The organism is Fructilactobacillus sp. X2R1C1 (assembly GCF_059901435.1).
This window is the reverse complement of the sequence record NZ_JBWXUV010000003.1, coordinates 172,341-191,664: the sequence shown is the minus strand read 5'-3', so window position 1 is coordinate 191,664 and position 19,324 is coordinate 172,341. Positions and strand designations below refer to the sequence as shown.

Annotated in this window: 13 protein-coding genes; 8 read left to right on the top strand and 5 right to left on the bottom strand. The window is 43.0% G+C overall.

Going from position 1 to position 19,324, the window contains the following annotated elements:
• Positions 1 to 174 precede the first annotated feature (174 nt).
• The 7 genes from AC6UDG_RS05685 to AC6UDG_RS05655 all read left to right on the top strand — a co-directional run bounded on the left by AC6UDG_RS05685 (position 175) and on the right by AC6UDG_RS05655 (position 9,717).
• On the top strand, positions 175 to 1,461 hold the full coding sequence (locus tag AC6UDG_RS05685; protein ID WP_500706772.1) for a dicarboxylate/amino acid:cation symporter: 1,287 nt from the start codon (positions 175 to 177) through the stop codon (positions 1,459 to 1,461).
• A 377-nt stretch (positions 1,462 to 1,838) separates the two neighbouring features.
• Positions 1,839 to 3,170: an aspartate aminotransferase family protein gene (locus tag AC6UDG_RS05680; protein WP_500706771.1), complete on the top strand. Its 1,332-nt coding sequence runs from the start codon at positions 1,839 to 1,841 to the stop codon at positions 3,168 to 3,170.
• An 18-nt stretch (positions 3,171 to 3,188) separates the two neighbouring features.
• Positions 3,189 to 4,652, top strand: a complete 1,464-nt coding sequence (locus tag AC6UDG_RS05675) for an APC family permease (RefSeq protein WP_500706770.1) — start codon at positions 3,189 to 3,191, stop codon at positions 4,650 to 4,652.
• A gap of 96 nt (positions 4,653 to 4,748) precedes the next feature.
• Positions 4,749 to 5,975 carry an argininosuccinate synthase gene (locus tag AC6UDG_RS05670; RefSeq protein ID WP_500706769.1) on the top strand — a complete coding sequence of 409 codons (1,227 nt, stop codon included), beginning with the start codon at positions 4,749 to 4,751 and terminating at the stop codon, positions 5,973 to 5,975.
• Positions 5,972 to 7,348 (top strand): argininosuccinate lyase, encoded by a 1,377-nt coding sequence (gene argH, locus AC6UDG_RS05665; RefSeq protein ID WP_500706768.1) that lies wholly within the window; start codon positions 5,972 to 5,974, stop codon positions 7,346 to 7,348. The genes AC6UDG_RS05670 and argH overlap by 4 nt, the downstream gene beginning before the upstream one ends.
• A 145-nt stretch (positions 7,349 to 7,493) precedes the next feature.
• On the top strand, positions 7,494 to 8,963 hold the full coding sequence (locus AC6UDG_RS05660) for an ABC transporter substrate-binding protein/permease (RefSeq protein ID WP_500706767.1): 1,470 nt from the start codon (positions 7,494 to 7,496) through the stop codon (positions 8,961 to 8,963).
• Positions 8,956 to 9,717: an amino acid ABC transporter ATP-binding protein gene (locus AC6UDG_RS05655; protein ID WP_500706766.1), complete on the top strand. Its 762-nt coding sequence runs from the start codon at positions 8,956 to 8,958 to the stop codon at positions 9,715 to 9,717. The genes AC6UDG_RS05660 and AC6UDG_RS05655 overlap by 8 nt, the downstream gene beginning before the upstream one ends.
• A gap of 30 nt (positions 9,718 to 9,747) precedes the next feature.
• Here the strand turns inward: AC6UDG_RS05655 and AC6UDG_RS05650 are convergent, their stop codons facing one another.
• The 5 genes from AC6UDG_RS05650 to zwf form a co-directional block, all read right to left on the bottom strand.
• Positions 9,748 to 11,298, bottom strand: coding sequence for a bifunctional metallophosphatase/5'-nucleotidase (locus AC6UDG_RS05650; protein WP_500706765.1), 1,551 nt, complete (start codon positions 11,296 to 11,298; stop codon positions 9,748 to 9,750).
• Positions 11,299 to 11,302: 4 nt separating this feature from the next.
• A complete protein-coding gene (locus AC6UDG_RS05645) occupies positions 11,303 to 12,550 on the bottom strand; it encodes an MFS transporter (protein ID WP_500706764.1) in 1,248 nt (415 codons plus the stop codon).
• 310 nt (positions 12,551 to 12,860) lie between these two features.
• Positions 12,861 to 14,408: a multicopper oxidase family protein gene (locus AC6UDG_RS05640; protein ID WP_500706763.1), complete on the bottom strand. Its 1,548-nt coding sequence runs from the start codon at positions 14,406 to 14,408 to the stop codon at positions 12,861 to 12,863.
• 136 nt (positions 14,409 to 14,544) lie between these two features.
• A complete protein-coding gene (gnd, locus tag AC6UDG_RS05635) occupies positions 14,545 to 15,975 on the bottom strand; it encodes an NADP-dependent phosphogluconate dehydrogenase (protein WP_500694125.1) in 1,431 nt (476 codons plus the stop codon).
• Positions 15,976 to 16,081: 106 nt separating this feature from the next.
• On the bottom strand, positions 16,082 to 17,557 hold the full coding sequence (zwf, locus tag AC6UDG_RS05630) for a glucose-6-phosphate dehydrogenase (RefSeq protein WP_500706762.1): 1,476 nt from the start codon (positions 17,555 to 17,557) through the stop codon (positions 16,082 to 16,084).
• Positions 17,558 to 18,277: 720 nt separating this feature from the next.
• Here zwf and apf point away from each other — a divergent pair.
• Positions 18,278 to 19,114 (top strand): aggregation-promoting factor, encoded by an 837-nt coding sequence (gene apf, locus AC6UDG_RS05625; RefSeq protein ID WP_500706761.1) that lies wholly within the window; start codon positions 18,278 to 18,280, stop codon positions 19,112 to 19,114.
• The last annotated feature ends 210 nt before the right edge of the window (positions 19,115 to 19,324 follow it).

The following is a 19,324-nucleotide window of genomic DNA, read 5'->3' as shown; positions in this document are numbered from 1 at the left end:
CGAACACAGAAGTTAAGCTTCAGCACGCCAAGAGTAGTTGGGGGATCGCCCCCTGCAAGGGTAGGACGTTGCCACGCAACCCAGAGTTTTTAACCATTTGGTTAGGAACTCTTTTTTTGTGCCGTAAATTAGGTGTATAATTACCAACAATTAAGTCATAAGGGTAGTGATTTTATGAAAAAACAACGCTGGTATCGTTTTTCACTCGGTTGGCAAATTGTATTTGGCTTGTTCTTAGGGATTATCTTAGGTGTTATTTTTTATCAGAATAAAGATGCCATTAATGTAATGCAAAACATTGGGACTATGTTTATTAGCCTAATTCAAATGATTGTTTTACCAATTGTGGTTTCTTGTTTAACGGTTGGAATTGCCGGAATGGGTGACATCAAAAAGGTCGGACGGATTGGGGTAAAGACGCTGGTTTACTTCGAATTAATGACCACGGTTGCTATTATTTTGGGTCTCTTAGTCGCTAACATCACTCATCCCGGAACTTACATTAATGTTCATCAAATGCATGGATCGACGGACATTAGTCAATACATAGCGACTGCCAAGCAATCCAAAAATACAGGAATCTGGTCCATGATCATGAACTTAATTCCTACTAACATCTTTGCGTCATTAAGCAAGGGTGATATGATGCCCATCATTGTTTTTTCGGTCTTCTTTGGTTTAGGAACCGCAGCCATCGGTGAAAAGGGACAAATCATTATTAACTTCATGAGTGCGGTCTCAGAAGTTATGTTTAAAATTACAAATTGGGTCATGCACTTAGCTCCAATTGGAGTTTGTGCCCTAATTGGGGTCACCTTGGCCGAACTAGGAATTAAGGTCCTGTTACCGTTAGGCTATTTTGTTTTCTTAGTTTACCTTACTATGCTTGTTTTCGTTCTGGTAGTAATGGGAGTCGTGGCTCGCCTCTGTCATTTCAAACTCTCGGACCTTTTGGCGGTTATCAAGAATGAAATTGTTTTAGCCTTTTCGACTGCCAGTTCTGAGGCCGTTCTACCTAAGATGATTCAAAAAATGGATCACTTTGGCGTTAGTCCATCAATCGTTTCGTTCGTTATCCCAACTGGGTACACCTTTAATCTTGACGGTTCGGCAATCTATCAGTCACTGGCGGCTCTTTTTCTTGCTCAGGCTTATAACATTCACTTATCAATTGGACAGCAGGTCACCTTACTGATTGTATTGATGATCACCTCAAAGGGAATGGCTGGAGTTCCCGGGGCCTCCTTTGTTGTGCTGCTTGCCACTATTTCAACGATTGGCGTTCCCATGTCTGGTTTGACCTTCATCGCCGGCATCGATCGGTTCATTGATATGGGTCGGACGGCAGTCAACGTGGTCGGCAATTCACTTGCGACGGTGGTAATTGGAAGTTCTGAACATGAATTTAACCGGAAGCAAGCGAATAGTTATGTCAAACAAGTTAAATCAAAAAAAGCATAATCGTTAAAGCTGAAGTTGGACATTTAAGCTGGTTTCAGTTTTTATTTTGTCGTTTGTTAAGAAATTGATAAAAAAGCATTGACAGGATTGGTCGTTTCAATTTACAATCAGTGAAACTAATGAAAGGAAGTTTTAGCGATGACGGCACCCGTAGTTTCCATGATTAGCATTTTATTATTCATTTTAGTCACAGTGATGATTAAAAATTGTGTGGATAATAAGATGCCTTTAAGTCAGAGCTAACTTCTTCTTTAAGTCCTCACAGTTTTGTTGGTAACTGCGGGGGTAAGTAGGTAATGTCCTCCAGTTATGTGAACTGGGGGACTTTTTTATTTTCAAGAAGTTAACTTTAATAAATAGTTTAAGGAGGGTTTGAAATGACAAATAAAGAAACGCTGGCTCACGAACAGCGGGCTTATTCAAAGGCGGCACGAATTAAATATTTTGATATTGTAATTAAATCAGGGGCTGGAGCCATTTTAACGGACGAAGATGGACGCAGTTACATTGACCTCTTATCCAGTGCTTCATCAACTAATACCGGACATTGTCATCAGAAAGTTGTCAAAGCCATTTCAGATCAAGCTAGCCGGTTGATTCAATACACTCCAGCCTATTTTGCGACTTCTGAAGAAGCTAAGTTAGCGCCACGATTAGCTAAATTAGCCCCAATTGATGGACCAACTAAAGTGGCTTTTGGTAATTCTGGATCTGACGCGAACGATGCGATCATTAAATTTGCTCGAGCATTCACGGGCCGTCAATACATTGTGAGTTTTACCGGTGCTTATCATGGTTCTACGTATGGATCGATTAGTACTTCGGCAGTTAGTCTCAACATGTCACGCAAAATTGGACCACTCTTACCTGGGGTGGTGAAGGTTCCATATCCAAGTCCATGGAATCGTCTAAGGGGTGAAAATGATGATGAATTCAGTGATCGGATGTTTGAGGCCTTTAAGTTGCCATTTGAGACTTATTTACCAGCTGAAGAGACGGCGGTCATTGAGATCGAAGCCATTCAAGGTGATAGTGGTTTTATTAAAGCACCCGAACGTTTTTTAAATCTGGTGTATCGATTTGCCAAGGATCACGGCATCCTATTTGCCGTAGATGAGGTTAATCAAGGACTCGGACGAAGTGGGAAGATGTGGTCCATTGATTACTTTAAGGATGTTCATCCAGATTTAGTTGCGATTGGAAAGTCAATTGCATCCGGATTGCCGCTCAGTGCCGTTGCGGGTCGAAAAGAAATTATGGATGCCATGGATGCACCTGGGAATACCTTTACGACGGCTGGTAATCCAGTGTCGGCGGCCGCTGCTAACGCTACGTTAGACGTCATTGAAAACGAACACTTGGTAGAACGAAGCGCAAGATTAGGCAAACAGGCCAATCAATTCTTTAAGCAAATGCAAAACCAGTTTCCCTTTATTGGTGACGTTCGGATGTATGGATTAAATGGTGGAATTGACATTGTTGACCCACAGACCAAGAAACCAGACGGTGATGCCGCTAACAAACTAATTTATCGGATATTTGAGTTGGGTGCGATCATGATTACCGTTCGTGGCAATGTTTTACGTTTTCAACCACCATTGGTAATTAAAGAAGCTGATTTAAAAAGGGCCTTTTCAATGATTGAACGGGCAATGAAAGAATTAAACGACGGAAAATTAACTAAATCACCCGCAAACATGGGTTGGTAATCAAAAGGAGTTTGAAGCATGAAGAATATTTGGCACAAGATGAATGAGAAAGTTGATTTTCATTTCTATATATCTAAAGATAAACACTTGGAAAAAACCATGACCGTTAAGGACTTCCTCGCGCTCGGCCTTGGAACCATCCTTTCAACGTCAATTTTCACCTTACCTGGGATTGTAGCAGCCAAGTACACCGGACCGGCCGTTGTCATTTCGTTCATCCTAGCAGCACTAGTAGCTGGCCTCGTAGCAATGAATTACGCTGAAATGGCGTCCGTCTTGCCCTTTGCCGGCTCTGCTTATTCGTGGATTTCAGTTCTGTTCGGTAAGTTTTGGGGCTGGATCGTTGGCTGGGCGCTACTAGCGGAATACCTCATCGCCGTGGCCTTTGTTGCCGCTGGACTCTCATCAAACGTCCAAGGACTAATCTCGCCGCTTGGAATTACGCTACCAAAGGCAATTTCTTCCCCACTTGGTACTAACGGAGGGGTGATTGATATTATTGCCGTTTTAGTGTTGGCACTTGTCACCTACATCTTGATGCGTGGTGACCGACAAACAACTCGAATTTCAAACGTGTTGGTAGTGTTGAAACTACTGGCAATCGTTGCCTTTATCGTGGTTGGGGCGACCGCTATCAAAGCCCAAAACTACGTTCCGTTCTTCCCGAAAAGTCATCCGAATCCTGATGGAACGGTCTTTGGTGGCTGGCAAGGGATCTACGCTGGGATTTCAACGATTTTTCTCTCCTACATTGGGTTTGATTCCATTGCCTCTAACTCTGGTGAAGCTAAGAATCCCCAAAAAACCATGCCACGTGGCATCATCGGTTCGTTAGTAATCGCTACGATTTTCTTTATTTGTGTTTCACTAGTGTTGGTAGGGATGTTTAAGTACACCTTGTACACTAACAACGCTGAACCAGTGGGGTGGGCACTTCGACAAAGTGGTCACACCATTGTTGCCACCGTCGTTCAGGCCGTGGCGGTTGCCGGGATGTTAGTGGCTTTAATTGGAATGATGATGGCTGGTTCCCGTTTAATCTATTCCTTTGGCCGTGACAAAATGTTGCCCAAGGCCGTTGGCAAACTGAATCAAAAAAAGATTCCAAGTAATGCGCTCTGGATCATCACCATCATTGGAATCATTCTGGGGGCCATTTTTCCGTTTACCTTCCTCGCCCAATTGATTTCAGCTGGGACGTTAATTGCCTTCATGGCGGTCTCACTGGCCATGTATCCACTCAGAAGACGCGAAGGGAAAACCCTCCCCAAGGCGGCTTACCGGATTCCTTTTTATCCAATCTTACCCGCATTAGGCTTTTTGGGTTCCCTCGCTGTCTTTATGGGACTCGATATTCAGGCTAAAATTTATGCGGTCGTTTGGTTCCTGTTGGGTGTCATTATTTACTTCGTTTATGGCATGCGTCACGCCGACTCCAAGATTCCCGACAGTGATGATCAAGAGATTGACGAGAACCTTTAAGTGTTGAATATGTGACTTTTATCCCAAAGGTGGTTGAAAAATCAATATTCGCGTAGTACTCTTAGAACAATCTTAAAAGAAAAGGGTGAATTAGTAATGTCAGATAAAAGGAAGAAAGTTGTTCTAGCATATTCTGGTGGTCTTGATACTTCAGTTGCGATCGCTTGGTTGACTGATAAAGGTTATGACGTCATTGCAACCTGCATCAACGTTGGCGAAAACAAGGACCCAGAATTCATTAAAAATAAAGCGCTAAAGGTGGGTGCCGTCCGCTCATACGTCATTGACGCTCAAGATGAATTCGCTGATGAGTATGCTTCAGTCGACTTACAGGCCAACGCCATGTACGAAGGATCGTATCCGCTTGTTTCTGCTTTATCAAGACCTTTGATTGTAAAGAAATTGGTTGAGGTCGCAAAGAACGAAGGCGCCGATGCGATCGCTCATGGTTGTACTGGAAAAGGAAACGATCAGGTCCGATTTGAAGTTGCTATTCATGCCCTTGCTCCCGACATAGACGTGTTAAGTCCAGTTCGTGACTGGCACTGGTCTAGAGAAGACGAGATTGAGTACGCTAAGGATCACAATATTGATATCCCAATTGATTTAGATTCACCATATTCAATTGACAGTAATATCTGGGGTCGTGCGAACGAAGCCGGGGTCTTAGAAGATCCATGGGTTAGCGCTCCAGAGGATGCCTTTGATATGACCAAACCGGTTGAAGAAACGCCCAATGAACCGACCGAACTAGAAATTACGTTTAAAAAAGGTCTTCCAGTTGCGTTGAACGGCAAGCCCATGAAATTCGCTGATATCATCAAAGAGTTAAATACGATTGCTGGTGAAAATGGAATCGGTCGAATTGACCACATTGAGAATCGGTTAGTTGGAATCAAATCCAGAGAAGTCTATGAGACTCCTGGAGCAACGGTGCTCCTTAAAGCTCACAAGGAACTCGAAGATTTGACCTTTGAAAGAGGCTTGGCACACTTCAAGCCCATTGTTGAAAACGAAATCAGTGAGGTCATCTACGACGGACTCTGGTTCTCACCACTAATGGAGTCACTTCAAGCCTTTTTGAAGGATTCGCAGAAACACGTCAGTGGGGTGGTTAGAGTTAAGTTATTTAAGGGTAACGTCACCGTCCTTGGCAGAAAGTCAGAGAACTCGCTGTATGATAAGGATCTTGCTACCTACACCTCATCGGATTCATTCGACCAGGTGGCTTCCAAGGGCTTTATCAAATTGTGGGGTCTTCCAACGAAGGTGAACTCCCAGGTTCAGATTAAAAATCAAAAGCAAAAGGACAAAAGTAAATGAGCGATAAACTATGGGGTGGCCGCTTTACCGAGCAACCTGATGAATCGGTTGATAATTTTGGTTCGTCAATCTCTTTTGACCAGTTAATGGCTGACGAGGATATTGAGGGATCGCTGGCTCACGTAAAAATGCTAGAAAAGACTGGCATTCTTCCCGCTGACGACGTTAAACAGATTGTCAGTGGCTTAGAGGGCATTCAAACCGATTTGCACGCTGGTAAAATTAAGTTCTCCAAAGCAAATGAAGATATTCATATGAATATTGAAAAGATCCTCACCGATCGGATTGGTCCGGTAGCCGGAAAGCTTCACACGGCGCGTTCCAGAAACGATCAGGTGGCAACGGATTTTCATTTATACCTAAAAAAGCGGCTTCCCAAAATCATTGACGAGATTACGATTTTACAGAAGACGTTGGTGAAGATGGCGGATGAAAACGTGGAAACCATCATGCCGGGTTATACGCACCTTCAGCATGCCCAGCCCATCTCGTACGGCCACTACTTGATGGCGTACTACCAGATGTTGAAGCGGGACAAGGAACGTTTTGAGTTTAATGAGAAGCACACGGACATGCTGCCACTGGGAGCGGCGGCTCTTGCTGGGACCACGTTTCCCATTGACCGGCAGTTTACTGCCCAAGAACTTGGCTTTGATGAGGTCTATGCCAATTCGTTAGACGCTGTTTCTGACCGTGACTTTGCCCTGGAATTTCTGAGTAACTGTTCCATCTTGATGATGCATCTGTCCCGTTTCTGTGAAGAGATTAGTATGTGGGTTAGTTATGAGTTTCAGTACTTAGAAATCAGTGACGAGTATTCGACTGGTAGTTCAATCATGCCGCAGAAGAAAAATCCAGACATGGCCGAACTGATTCGGGGAAAGACCGGGCGCGTGTATGGTGACTTGATGGGACTTCTGTCAACCATGAAATCACTGCCATTGGCCTATAATAAAGACTTACAGGAAGACAAAGAAGGGGTCTTTGATGCGGTTAAGACCGTCTTGCCGGCACTCAAGGTGTTCAACGGGATGCTCTCCACCCTAAAGATCAATAAGGACAAGATGCGTGATAGTACCAAGCATGATTTATCAAACGCAACCGAGCTGGCCGACTACTTGGCGGCCAAGGGGGTTCCGTTTCGTGAGGCCCACGGAATTGTTGGTAAATTAGTCTTAAACTGCATTCAGACGCACCGTGACTTACAGAACATGAGTTTAAAAGAGTTACAGAAAGCCTCATCTGTAATCCAGGACGATGTCTATCATGAACTTGATCCAGAAGTGGCCGTGAAGCGCCGCAACTCCGAAGGTGGAACCGGATTTAAGCAGGTCAGAGCGCAGATTGACAAGGCTAAAGCTGAATTAAAATAAAAAAAGCAAAAAAGACTGAAGCCGCATGGCTTCAGTCTTTTTGCGTTCTTTGATAGCAAATTTTCTTAAATTAGATTTGCTTTTCATTTCACAGGTGGTACACTTTGAAAAATTAATTAAGAAATTGTTAAGGAGATGAAGTTCAATGAGTAAGTCGAAGTTAAAGACTGTCATGCAGTTGTTGTTAGTCGTTGTCATTGTTGGAATGGGTACCTTGTTAACACGACGACCAGCACACGCGGATGACCAATCATTGAACCGAGTCAAGCAATCAGGCACACTGACGGTTGGAACCGCTCCGGATTACCCTCCGTTTGAGTTTCAGGTTAATAAGAATGGGGAACAGGACGATGTTGGACTTGATATTGACATTGCCAAACAGATTGCGAAAAATTTACACGTTAAGCTGAAGATTAAGAACATGAGCTTTGATTCCCTGCTGGTAGCCGTTCAGTCGGGCAAGATTGACATGGCAATTGGCGGAATTAATCCCACTCCCGAACGGAAGCAGAATGCTGATTTCTCCAAAATTTACTATAGCGGTGGACAAGATTTTCTCATCAACAAAAATGATGCCGGCAAAATTAAAAACAAAAATAGTTTAAAGGGGCAAAAGGTTGGAACCCAGACCGGGACCCTGCAACAAAGTTTAGCTAAAAAGTATATTCCCAACGCGCACGTAGTTGGGATGGACAAGACGCCGGATTTGGTCCTAGCGCTTAAGACCCATAAAGTTGCCGCTGTCGGGGTTGAAAAGCCGGTGGCCCAAGCATATGTTGCAAACGATCATGCCCTAAAGGCCGTTGATTCGGGTTACAAATTAAATAAAAACGACGTTGGGACTGCCATTGCGTTTAAGAAGGGCAACACGTCCCTTGTAGGCGCCGTCAATCAAAGCATTGATCAGATCCACCAAAAGAACCTGATTCCACAATACCTAAAGGATGCCGGGAAGCACATGAAGGTTAATACCCACAACACGTCAATGTGGCACTACTGGAAATACTTCGCTACTGGGGTTGAGTATACTTTAATTATTTCAGTCGTTTCCGTCTTCTTCGGCATCATTCTTGGCATCATCTTGGTACTGATGAGACTCTCGAAATACAAGTTCTTGAGCTGGCCGTCAATTGCCTACACGGAATTTGTCAGAGGAACCCCCATGATGGTACAGGTCCTGTTCGTCTACTTCGGACTAGGAGTTTTGGTCAATATTCCCGCTTTGACTGCCGGCATTATTGCCGTTTCCTTAAACAGTGGCGCTTATGTAAGTGAGATTATCAGAGGTGGGATTAACGCCGTCGACAAGGGGCAGTCCGAAGCATCGAGAAGTTTGGGGCTCTCCAAAAAAGATATGATGGCATCGGTTATTTTGCCCCAGGCCTTTAAGAACATTTGGCCCGCCCTTGGAAATGAATTTATCACCATTATCAAGGACAGTTCCATCGTTTCAATCATTGGAGTAACAGAAATTGTGTACGAACTAAACATCGTTCGGGCTGACACTTACAGAGGAGTGGCACCGATTGCCGTCGCAATGATTCTCTACTTTATCCTCTCGTTCTCGTTGTCAAGGGTGCTTAACTATTTTGAAAGAAGGATGAACCATGACTAAAACTGATAATGAAACGTTGATTCAAGTCGACGATTTGAAAAAAGATTTTGGAGCAAATGAGGTCTTAAAGGGCATCGACGGAACCATTAAAACGGGTCAGGTCATCTGTGTGATTGGTCCCTCTGGTTCCGGTAAGAGTACCTTTTTACGGTGTCTGAACATGTTGGAAGAACCCACCAGCGGACAAATTATCTTTGATGGAAAGGATCTTACCAAGTTCAACCACAAAGAGGTTGCTACTTTGGGTGAACGGATTGGCATGGTTTTTCAAAGCTTTAATCTTTTTCCTAACATGACCGTCTTAGAAAATTTAAAGCTGGCTCCTAAAAAAGTGAAACACGTCAAAGATCAGGAGGCCGCTTCAATTGGACTGAGATTACTAGACCGAGTGGGATTAAAGGGGAAGGCCAATGTTTATCCGTCCAGTCTCTCTGGCGGCCAGGCCCAAAGAGTTGCCATGGCCAGAGCACTTGCCATGAATCCGCAAGTTATGTTATTTGATGAACCGACAAGTGCACTTGATCCTGAAATGGTCGGTGAAGTGCTTCATGTCATGCAAGGACTGGCTAATGAGGGCATGACGATGGTGGTTGTGACTCATGAGATGGGTTTTGCGAAAAAGGTAGCCGATGAAGTCTGGTTTATGGCGAACGGTTACATCCAGGAAAAGAATACGCCGGATCAGCTCTTTGACCATCCCCAAAATCAGCGAACCAAAGAATTTATCGATAAAATTATTAATGAAGATGAGTAGACTAAAAGAGCTTCCAAATGGAAGCTCTTTTTATTTTCTGACCGTTAAATTGTTCGGGATGGTGGCGACATAGGGGTCGTGTCTTTTTAGGTATTGCACAATTAAGTCGGAGGCACTGTCTGGACTTTCGTTGATTACCTTCTGGGCGTTAAACATGTCATAGTCGCCACCACCAATGGCCCGATAGTTATTTAACGCAACCTTTAATTCCTGATTATAAGCAACGGGCTGATCGTGATAGTTGAGTTTAACCACCCGTTTGCCAACCGGTTGGGAGATGTCAAATTCATAGTCAATTCCACTGTAGATGTCGTAGTTGAATAGTTGCATTTTGGGGGTGATGAATTTGGGGTCAATGACAATCTTACCGTTTTGAATGGCGAAAAATTCGGCACATTTTTCGAGGGCCCGCTTTAAATCCGCTCCGGTAATTTTTTCGGCCATAATGGTGTTGTGGTAACTGTAACCGTTGATGATTTCACGCATTGAAATGTCATGATGAAAGCCCTTAATATCATCGTTGAAGAGGGCGGTTCCGGCGATGTCAACGTTCATCGCATCCATTTCTACCCGATTGATAAAGTCGATGTAGGGATGATTGTTCATTCGGACCTTCATGGGATCGTCAATCAGCATGCTTGCTCCCGTGGTCTGGCCGACTGGTTGATCCAGCCAGTCTTCCACCTCGCTTTCGATTTGATGATCGGGAATTAGGTCATAGTCTGGTTGGGTGTGAGCCGTTGAAATGAGATGACTGGAACTTCTAACAAGCTGTTTGTTAGAAGTTAAATCCAGGTCAATTTCACCGACATCACTGCCGTGAACTCCAGGTTGAGTGAAGGGAACGCCATTAATTTTTCCCGCCAACTGACGGTGCTGATGACCCGTAATGAGGGCATCAATTCCAGGGACTTCCGTCGCAATGCGGTAGCCTTCGTTTTCTGATGTGTCCTTTTCGGTTGGCTGACCAGTTTTGGGATCGGCTTCAATCCCACCATGGTAGGCGACAATGACCACGTCAGCCCTTTGACGTAATTCAGGAACATACTGCTTAGCCGTTGCTAGTGCTGAATTAAATTTTAATCCTTGAATGTTATTGGGACGCTCCCAATTGGGAACAAAGGCGGTCGTTAGTCCTAGAATAGCAAACTTGACGCCTTTTTTCTCGATAATTACGTACGGTTGATCGGCAATCTTGTTAGAAATGGCACCCTCAATGTTGGCGTTCAAAATGGGGTAGTTCCGTTTACTCTCAGTGTCCCTAATGTACTGTTGGCCGTAGTTAAATTCATGATTTCCTAGGGTAGCGGCATCGTATCCGACATCAGCCGTTATTTGACTGAGAAGACAACGTTTGTCTGCGCCCTGTTCTGACAAAAAGGTGGAAAATGGTGATCCCTGAATCCAGTCCCCATTTTCAATTGCTACGACAATTTCGTCGTCTTTTTCGTCCTGTTGTGCTTTTTTGATGATGGCACCTGCCTGAAGCATGCCGAGTGAAGCGTGGTTATTGCGGGTTGTATAGTTAGTGGGGTACACGTATCCATGCACGTCACTGGTTGATAAAATTCGGACTTTCAAGTTATTATGCCACCTTTTCCGTGTTTTCTGATGTAGTGATTTGCGTCTTGTTTTCGTGTTTTAATTCCTTGATTGACAGCATGATTACGAAGCTAACGAGGTAAATCCCGCTCAAAAAGAGGATCACCGCCATGAGGTTAAAGCGATCCATCAAGAATCCAATCAGGACGGTGGAAAAGCTGCCGACACTTTTAGCAATACTCATGATGGTGTTGTTGGCCGTTGCCCGAATCTCGGTTGGGTAGAGCTTGCTGACGATGGTTCCATAACCACTATACATCCCGTCGGAACAGAAACCAACGATTCCACCACCGATGAGGAATTCCAACTTATTTTGCGCGATAATCAGTAAAAAGACTGAGGCAGCGGCGGCTAGTAGCCAGATGCCATACGCCAGACGACTGCCGAGGTGATCTTGAACGATTCCAAAACACATGATTCCTAGTGACATGCCGACGATGGTCGCAATCATCCAGAGGGAGGAACCGGCCACTGAGATGTGCATTCTTTCTTGAGCAATTGAGGGAAGCCAACTAATGAGACCGTTATAGCCGGCGATGTGGATCATGAACATAATCATGATTCTGACCGTTAGAAAGCATTCTTTCGGGGTGGCGAATAATTCGGTCCAGTGGCTGAAATCACGGTTAGGATCTTTTTCAATGGCGTTTCGGTTCTCGGTAAATTCTTTACTCTCGGGTAAGTGAAATCTGATAAACCAAGCTAAGATAACGGGAACGATCCCAATGAAGAAGAGGACGTGCCAACCGAAGTGGGGAAGGATAAAGGCAGATAGGAGGGAGGCAATAATTGAACCAATTTGACCGCAGACTCCAGCAGCGGCCGACAAGCGACCAAGATATTTCTTGGAGAAGGCCTCACTTAGCATGGTAATCGCAATCCCATACTCACCAGAATTACCGACACCGATGATGATGCGAAAGAGACATAGCATCCAGAACGAGTTGGTAAGTCCCATTCCGGCGGTTCCAATGGCGTAAATGATGATCGTCCAGCAGAGGGTTTTGACCCTTCCGTAACGATCGGCGATTGCGCCAAAGCCAATCCCACCGAAAATGGATCCGATGGCGGTAATGGCTGGCAGTAAGCCACCCTGAGCCTTTGAGATGTTTAAGCTAATGATGATTGAAGCCAGTGCCAGTGACATAAACATGGCGTCCATTCGTTCCAGGATGAAACCAATCCCAGTTGACCACGTGATGCGCTTTTGATACTTTGTCAATTTTGGCATAAAAAAATTGTCCTCCCATTTAATTCTGCAGGGTCCAGATTTACCGCACAGAATAGCATGAGAACACAATCGTTCAATCATTATATGTATAGCATGTTATGCTTGTGGTTTCTCTGAACCATTTAAAGCTCTATATTGTAATTAATATTATCATAAAGTTGATAAAATGCAACGGACCAAGTTTGTAATTATTAGATGATAATTGGATGAATTTGCATCGTAACGCTTATTTTTAACATTAATAAATTACATAAATGATTTTACCCACAAAAAAACAGCCGCATCACTGCAGCTGTTTTCCAATCTTTAATTAACACATGTGGATTCCCATCTTTTTGTATGAATTCATAGCTGGGATATCTAAGTCCTTCACTGGGATGCCCTCTTCTTTTGAAAGAGCGTTTAGTAGGGTATCCATGTTCATTAACTTGTACTTCTTGTGTGGATCATTCTTGTCATAAGCCTGGATCTGAAGCATCATGCCACCGTCTTCGTGTTCCGTAATGTGACAGTGATACATGTAAACGCCAGGAAAGTCGAACTTAACTTGCAGGCGAACGACTTCGCCGGGGTTAACCCCAATGGTGTCCTTCCAACCGTGTTCGTTTGGATAAGGGTTACCACCGTTTCTGGAAAGTACTCGGAATTGAGTTCCGTGCATGTGGTAAGGATGAACCATCCCGCCATCCATTTCGTTTGAATTAGATACTTCCCAAATTCGTTCTTTACCGACTTCTTGGCGATCATCGATTCGTTGCATGTCGAACTTCTTACCGTTGATTTCAACGGATTCGTCCATTCCAGACATAGCTGCCTTATGAACGGGAGCGTCCTTGTCAATTTTGGCAAATGGTGGCATGTCAACGAGGTGATCTGGGAGCTTGGTGTTGTCTGGTGCGAACTCATGAATCTTAAACGTCATGATGGGAACGTCGTCGGAGTAGAGTTGAACTTCATCACCGGGTTTATAACCACTGAAATCAACGATGACCTCATCACGTTCGGCACAAACCATCATGAGGTGAGTGAACTCGACTGGTTCAGGGAGAATTCCGCCATCAGAACCAATCTGAGTGAACTTCAGATCGTCATCGAAGTGAAGGCGCCATTCACGACGGTTGGAGCCGTCCAGGAATCTGAGTCGTACTCGTTGGGTAGTAACGTCAAAGTAGGGGTTCACGGTACCATTAATCATGGCAGTTGGACCTTGAACACCGTCTGGATCGTAGTCTTCTTTGTAGTTTAGTTGGTTACCCTTGTGGAAATGACGGTCTTGTAGGACAACGGGAATGTCATCGACCCCGTAATTTCTTGGGAAGGGTAACTTGGATTCAATGTCATCTTGAACAACCACTGGGGTAGCAAGACCTTTGTAGACTTGTTCAGAAGTTTCTGGACATGGATGAGCATGCAACCACAATGTGGCAGCAGGCTGATCCACCGTAAACTCAATTTCACTGCTTTCACCAGGGTAAACTGGTGCGTGACAACCACCGTCAACGTATGGACCGGAAACATTTAGTCCGTGCCAATGAAAGGTGGTTAAAACTGGTAAGTCATTTTTTAAGGTCACATGCATGTGTTTACCCTCTTTTAAAATGATGGTCTTACCTAAAATACTAGCGTTGTAACCCCAAGTCTTTGTTTTTTCACCGGGTAAAATCTGAGTTTCACCTGGTTGGGCATCCACCGTGTACCACATGTCGGTATCGGTTTCTTTATCGGGCTTTAAAATTTCGGGGATGTTTAATTTGTGTTCTGGAACATCAGGCACCTTGAGTGGAATGTATCCACCGTCATGGGTGTTAAAAGCTGGTTCATCATAGAAATAATCATTGTATACTTTTCGTTCGGACATTGTCTTGTTCCTCCCTAATTGTTTAACTATCTACTACACCATCATAATACAGCTTTTTAGACTATAATGCTTGTTTGTTAGCTAAAAACATAGAAAAAGATCGACTATTAAAGTCGATCTTTTTAAAACGTTTGTTTTATTGTTCTTTGTACCATGGGTAATGGAAGTTACCTGGACGGTCAGTACGTTCGTAAGTGTGAGCACCGAAGTAATCACGTTGTGCTTGAAGCAAGTTAGCTGGAAGTACTTGAGCTCTGTATGAGTCGAAGTATGAAACGGCAGCTGATAATGATGGAACAGGAATACCTGCTTCAGTAGCTAACGAAACGATTTCTCTAGCTGAGTCTTGGTACTTGTTAGCGATGTCTGAGAAGTATGGGTCCATTAACAAGTTAGTTAACTTAGGATCCTTATCAAAGGCATCAGTGATGTTTTGAAGGAATTGGGCACGGATAATGCATCCAGCACGCCAAATCTTAGCTAATTGGTCGTACTTCAAGTCCCAACCGTAGTGTTCTGAGGCCATCCGCATTTGTTCGAAGCCTTGAGCATAACTCATGATTTTACCGAAGTATAATGCTTGGCGAGCCTTTTCAACGATTTCGTCGCTGTTAAACTTAGGTTCTTTGGCAGGACCATGAAGAACCTTTGAAGCGGCCATTCGTTCTTTTTTCATCATTGAGATGAAACGAGCGTAAACTGATTCGGTGATAACTGATTGAGGAGCACCAATGTCTAAAGCATCGATTGAACTCCACTTACCAGTACCCTTGTTAGCACCACGGTCTAAGATTGCGTCAACAATTGGCTTGTTCTTGTCGTCTCCTAAGTCATCTTTTCTAGTCAAGATGTCAGCGGTGATTTCGATCAAGTATGAGTTTAACTCACCCTTGTTCCAATCTTTGAAGATTTTAGCAAGGTCATCAACTGAGTAACCAGCAGCATTTCTCAAAAGGTTGAAGGTTTCATCGATTAATTCTTCGTCACCGTATTCGATACCGTTGTGGACCATCTTTACATAGTGACCAGCACCGTTAGGGCCAATGTAAGCAACACATGGTTCGCCATCTTCGGCCTTAGCAGCAATCTTTTCAAGGATTGGAGCAACACGGTCGTAGGCTTCTTTTTGACCACCGGGCATTAGTGAAGGGCCTTTAAGGGCTCCAAGTTCACCACCAGAAACACCCATTCCGATAAAGTTAATACCTGACTTAGCAAGTTTTTCACTTCGAGCCATAGTATCGTGGAAGTTAGTGTTACCACCGTCAATAAGAGTGTCACCCTTATCAAGTAATGGTAATAGTTCAGCAATAACGGCATCAGTTGGCTTTCCAGCCTTAACCATCAATAAGATCGTACGAGGTTTTTGAATTGATTCAACGAAATCCTTAACGTTGTAACTTGGAATCAAGTGTTTGTCACCGTGATCCTTCATTACTTGTTCAGTCTTACTTGCAGTACGGTTATAAATTGCAACTGTGTAACCGCGACTTTCAATGTTGAGGGCAAGGTTCTTACCCATAACAGCCATACCAACAACACCAATGTTTGCTTTTTTATCAGCCATAATATACCTTCCTTTTCGAATATATATGTTAATTCATTACACTAGTAGTTTACCATTTCACATTAGAATTGTGAAATAGAAACTTCAAATTTTGTAAGCACTTTCTTTACTTTTCAGCAGGGAAGTACCAACTGTGACCATCTCGAGCTAATAACTCGTCTGCTGCCTTTGGTCCCATTGAACCTGGTTCGTAGTTAGGAAAATCAGGTTTGGTTTCGTCCCAGTACTTCTGAATGGGGTCAACGTACTTCCAAGCGGCGGCAACTTCTGGCCAGCTTGCAAAGTTGGTGTGATCACCATTTAAGATGTCATGGAAAAGACGCTCGTATGGTTGAGGAACTTCTGAAGCCCGAGCATCATTTTGTAGGTAACTAAGGTCGATGGTTTCGGTATGGAAACCTTGTTTGGAGTCCTTGACGTTGACCCTCAATGTAATTCCACCACGAGGGTCAATTAAAATTGAGAGGACGTTGGTTTTAAGAGTATCTGGCAAACCGGCTTTACTGAAGATGTTGTTAATGTCTTTTTTGAAGACAATATCAACTCTAGTGGCTTTGGCTTTTAACTTCTTACCAGTTCGAACGTAGAAAGGAGTGCCCTCCCATCTAGAAAGATTGTAAGTTACTTTTCCGGCAACAAAGGTATCATTATTAGAATCGTGTGGAACGTCTGGCTCGTCACGGTAGGCGGCTGAACCACTACCAGCTCCATATTGACCACGAACAAAGTTTTTTTTGACACCCTCAGTATCATAGAAGTTCATACTTTCAAGGGTTTTGACCTTGGTAGCACGAACGTCAGTATCAACAAATGATTCTGGCTTATCCATTGCAAGGAGGGTCATGATTTGCATGGTATGGTTTTGAATCATATCACGTAAAGCACCAGCTGTGTCGTAATATCCGGCACGGTCTTCTACGCCAAGTTTTTCGGATAGGGTGATCTGGACATTATCGATGTAGTTGTGGTTCCAAACGGCATCGATGATGGGGTTACCGAATCGAATAACTGGGATACTTTGAACCATTTCTTTGCCTAAATAATGATCGATGCGAAAGATTTGGTCTTCCTTAAACGCAGCGGTTAATTCATCATTTAATTTTTCAGCAGATTCATAGTCCCGACCGAATGGTTTTTCAATTACCAAGCGGTTAAAGCCACCATTGTCTGAAAGAACGTGTTGTTCCTTCAGATTTTTAGCAACGATTCCAAAGAATCTTGGGGCCATTGAAACATAAAAGATCCGATTACCATTAAGTTCGTATTTCTTGTCAAGTTCGTCGGCTAATTTACTCAAGGCCTGATAATGTTCCACGTTGGTAACATCATGAGATCTGAAGTAAAAATGACTAGCAAACTCTTCAGCTTGTTCTTGATTATCTGCTTCTGACGAGATGGAATCCAAAACCATTTTTTGAAATTCCTCATCGGTGTGGGGTCGTCTAGCTAACCCAAGCAGTGCAAAATGATTGTCAATACTGCCCTTTTTGTAAAGTTCAAATAAGGCTGGATATAATTTTCGCAAAGCAAGGTCACCAGTGCCACCGAAAAGCATGAATAATGCACGGTTAGCAGTTGCCATTAATACTCACTCCTTTTAATAATTATAGTTATTCGTATACAAGACCAATTATATAACACTACTGCTACCAAAAAAAGTGGTTTATTCCTTATTGTTCCACATATGAAAGCGCTATCTAAAGTATCCCTAACTTGACGCATTTCTTCATTATAAATAGTTTAAAATAATTTTTTGATTGCTAAATTGGTACAGGTCATAAAGTGGTTGGCCGTAAAAAAGGCTGATAATTTAAACGACATAAAAAAGTTTTCTACCATAATAATGGAGAATCGATGGTTAAAAATAAAATGGTAGTGGAAAAGTCAAAGCTGGAAACGGTGATGATGTGAATCTAATGATCGTTATATTAATATAGTAGAAACAGGTCAAAAAAGGAAAAATTAAGGTGAATTGACCTAAAAATATGATTGTCAACCTTTTTTTGAAGTGATTTTGAAGAAATTGAAGGGAATATGTGGCAAAAAAACGAGTAAAAATTACAAAATGATACAGGAAACACTCAATAATTCGGTGATTTTTAGGGTTATGTTGCAAAACATGTTACTTATGTTACAAAATAACAAAAATCGGCGATTTTTTTAAACACTGTGTTATTTGTGTGTAATGTTTTCCGTTTAGTATATACATTGTTGATTGATACAGGAGATCAACGAATTTAAAAAACAGAAAACCGGAAAACGAAAATTAGTTAAGAAATTTAGATTAGGAGTGATTATTATTATGAAGTCAAAAAGTATCAAGGCCGTAGTTTTATCAAGTGCCGCAGCATTAGGTTTATTAGCAGTAGGTGCTAACACCACCCACGCTTCAACAAACGTTACAGTTAAAGCAGGTAACACTGTTTCAGAAATTGCTCAACAATACAAAGTTTCTGCTAACCAAATCGCCAAAGCTAACCATTTACAAAATGTTGACCAAATCTCAGTTGGACAAAGATTAGTAATCCCAACTGGCGTTACTGTTCCAAACGCAGTATCACAACCAGCACAAACTACTGGTTACCAAGCACCAAAGACTACTCCAGCTGTTAAAGCCCCAGCTGCTAAGGTTGCACAACCTGTACAACAACCAGCTGCTGCTCAACCAGCCCAAGCACCAAAGGCTAATGTACAAGCCCCAGCCCCAGCAGCACCAAAAGCTCAAGCTCCCGTACAACAAGCTCCAGCTGCACAACAACAAGCTAATACTCAACCAACCCAATCACCAAAGGCTAATGTACAAGCATCAGCTCAAAAGAGTACTCCAGCTCCAGCAGCACCACGAACTAACCAAAGAACTTACGCTGTACAAACTAACACTGTTAAACCATCTAACGTTAACTACTCAAGCAACGGTGGTGATGATGCAGCCAAAGCTTGGATCACTGCACGTGAATCAGGTGGTTCATACACTGCTTCAAATGGTAACTACTACGGTAAGTACCAATTATCTAAGTCATACTTAAATGGTGACTACTCAGCTGCTAACCAAGATCGAGTTGCTAACCAATACGTAACTTCACGTTATGGTTCATGGTCAGGCGCCCAATCATTCTGGCAATCACACGGTTGGTACTAAGATAAATTTATACTAACTAATTAATAAGAATTAATTGAAGTCACGGTGATCAAATTGGTCACCGTGACTTTTTTTAGCTTGAAAAATAATCCATTTATAAGTTATACTAATAGTAGACTTTTGCATGAAGCCAGGATTATATTAGGATATTGTGAAAAGAAGTGGGTGTTGTGAAATTTTTCCTATTTTTATTGCACAAGGATTTTATTC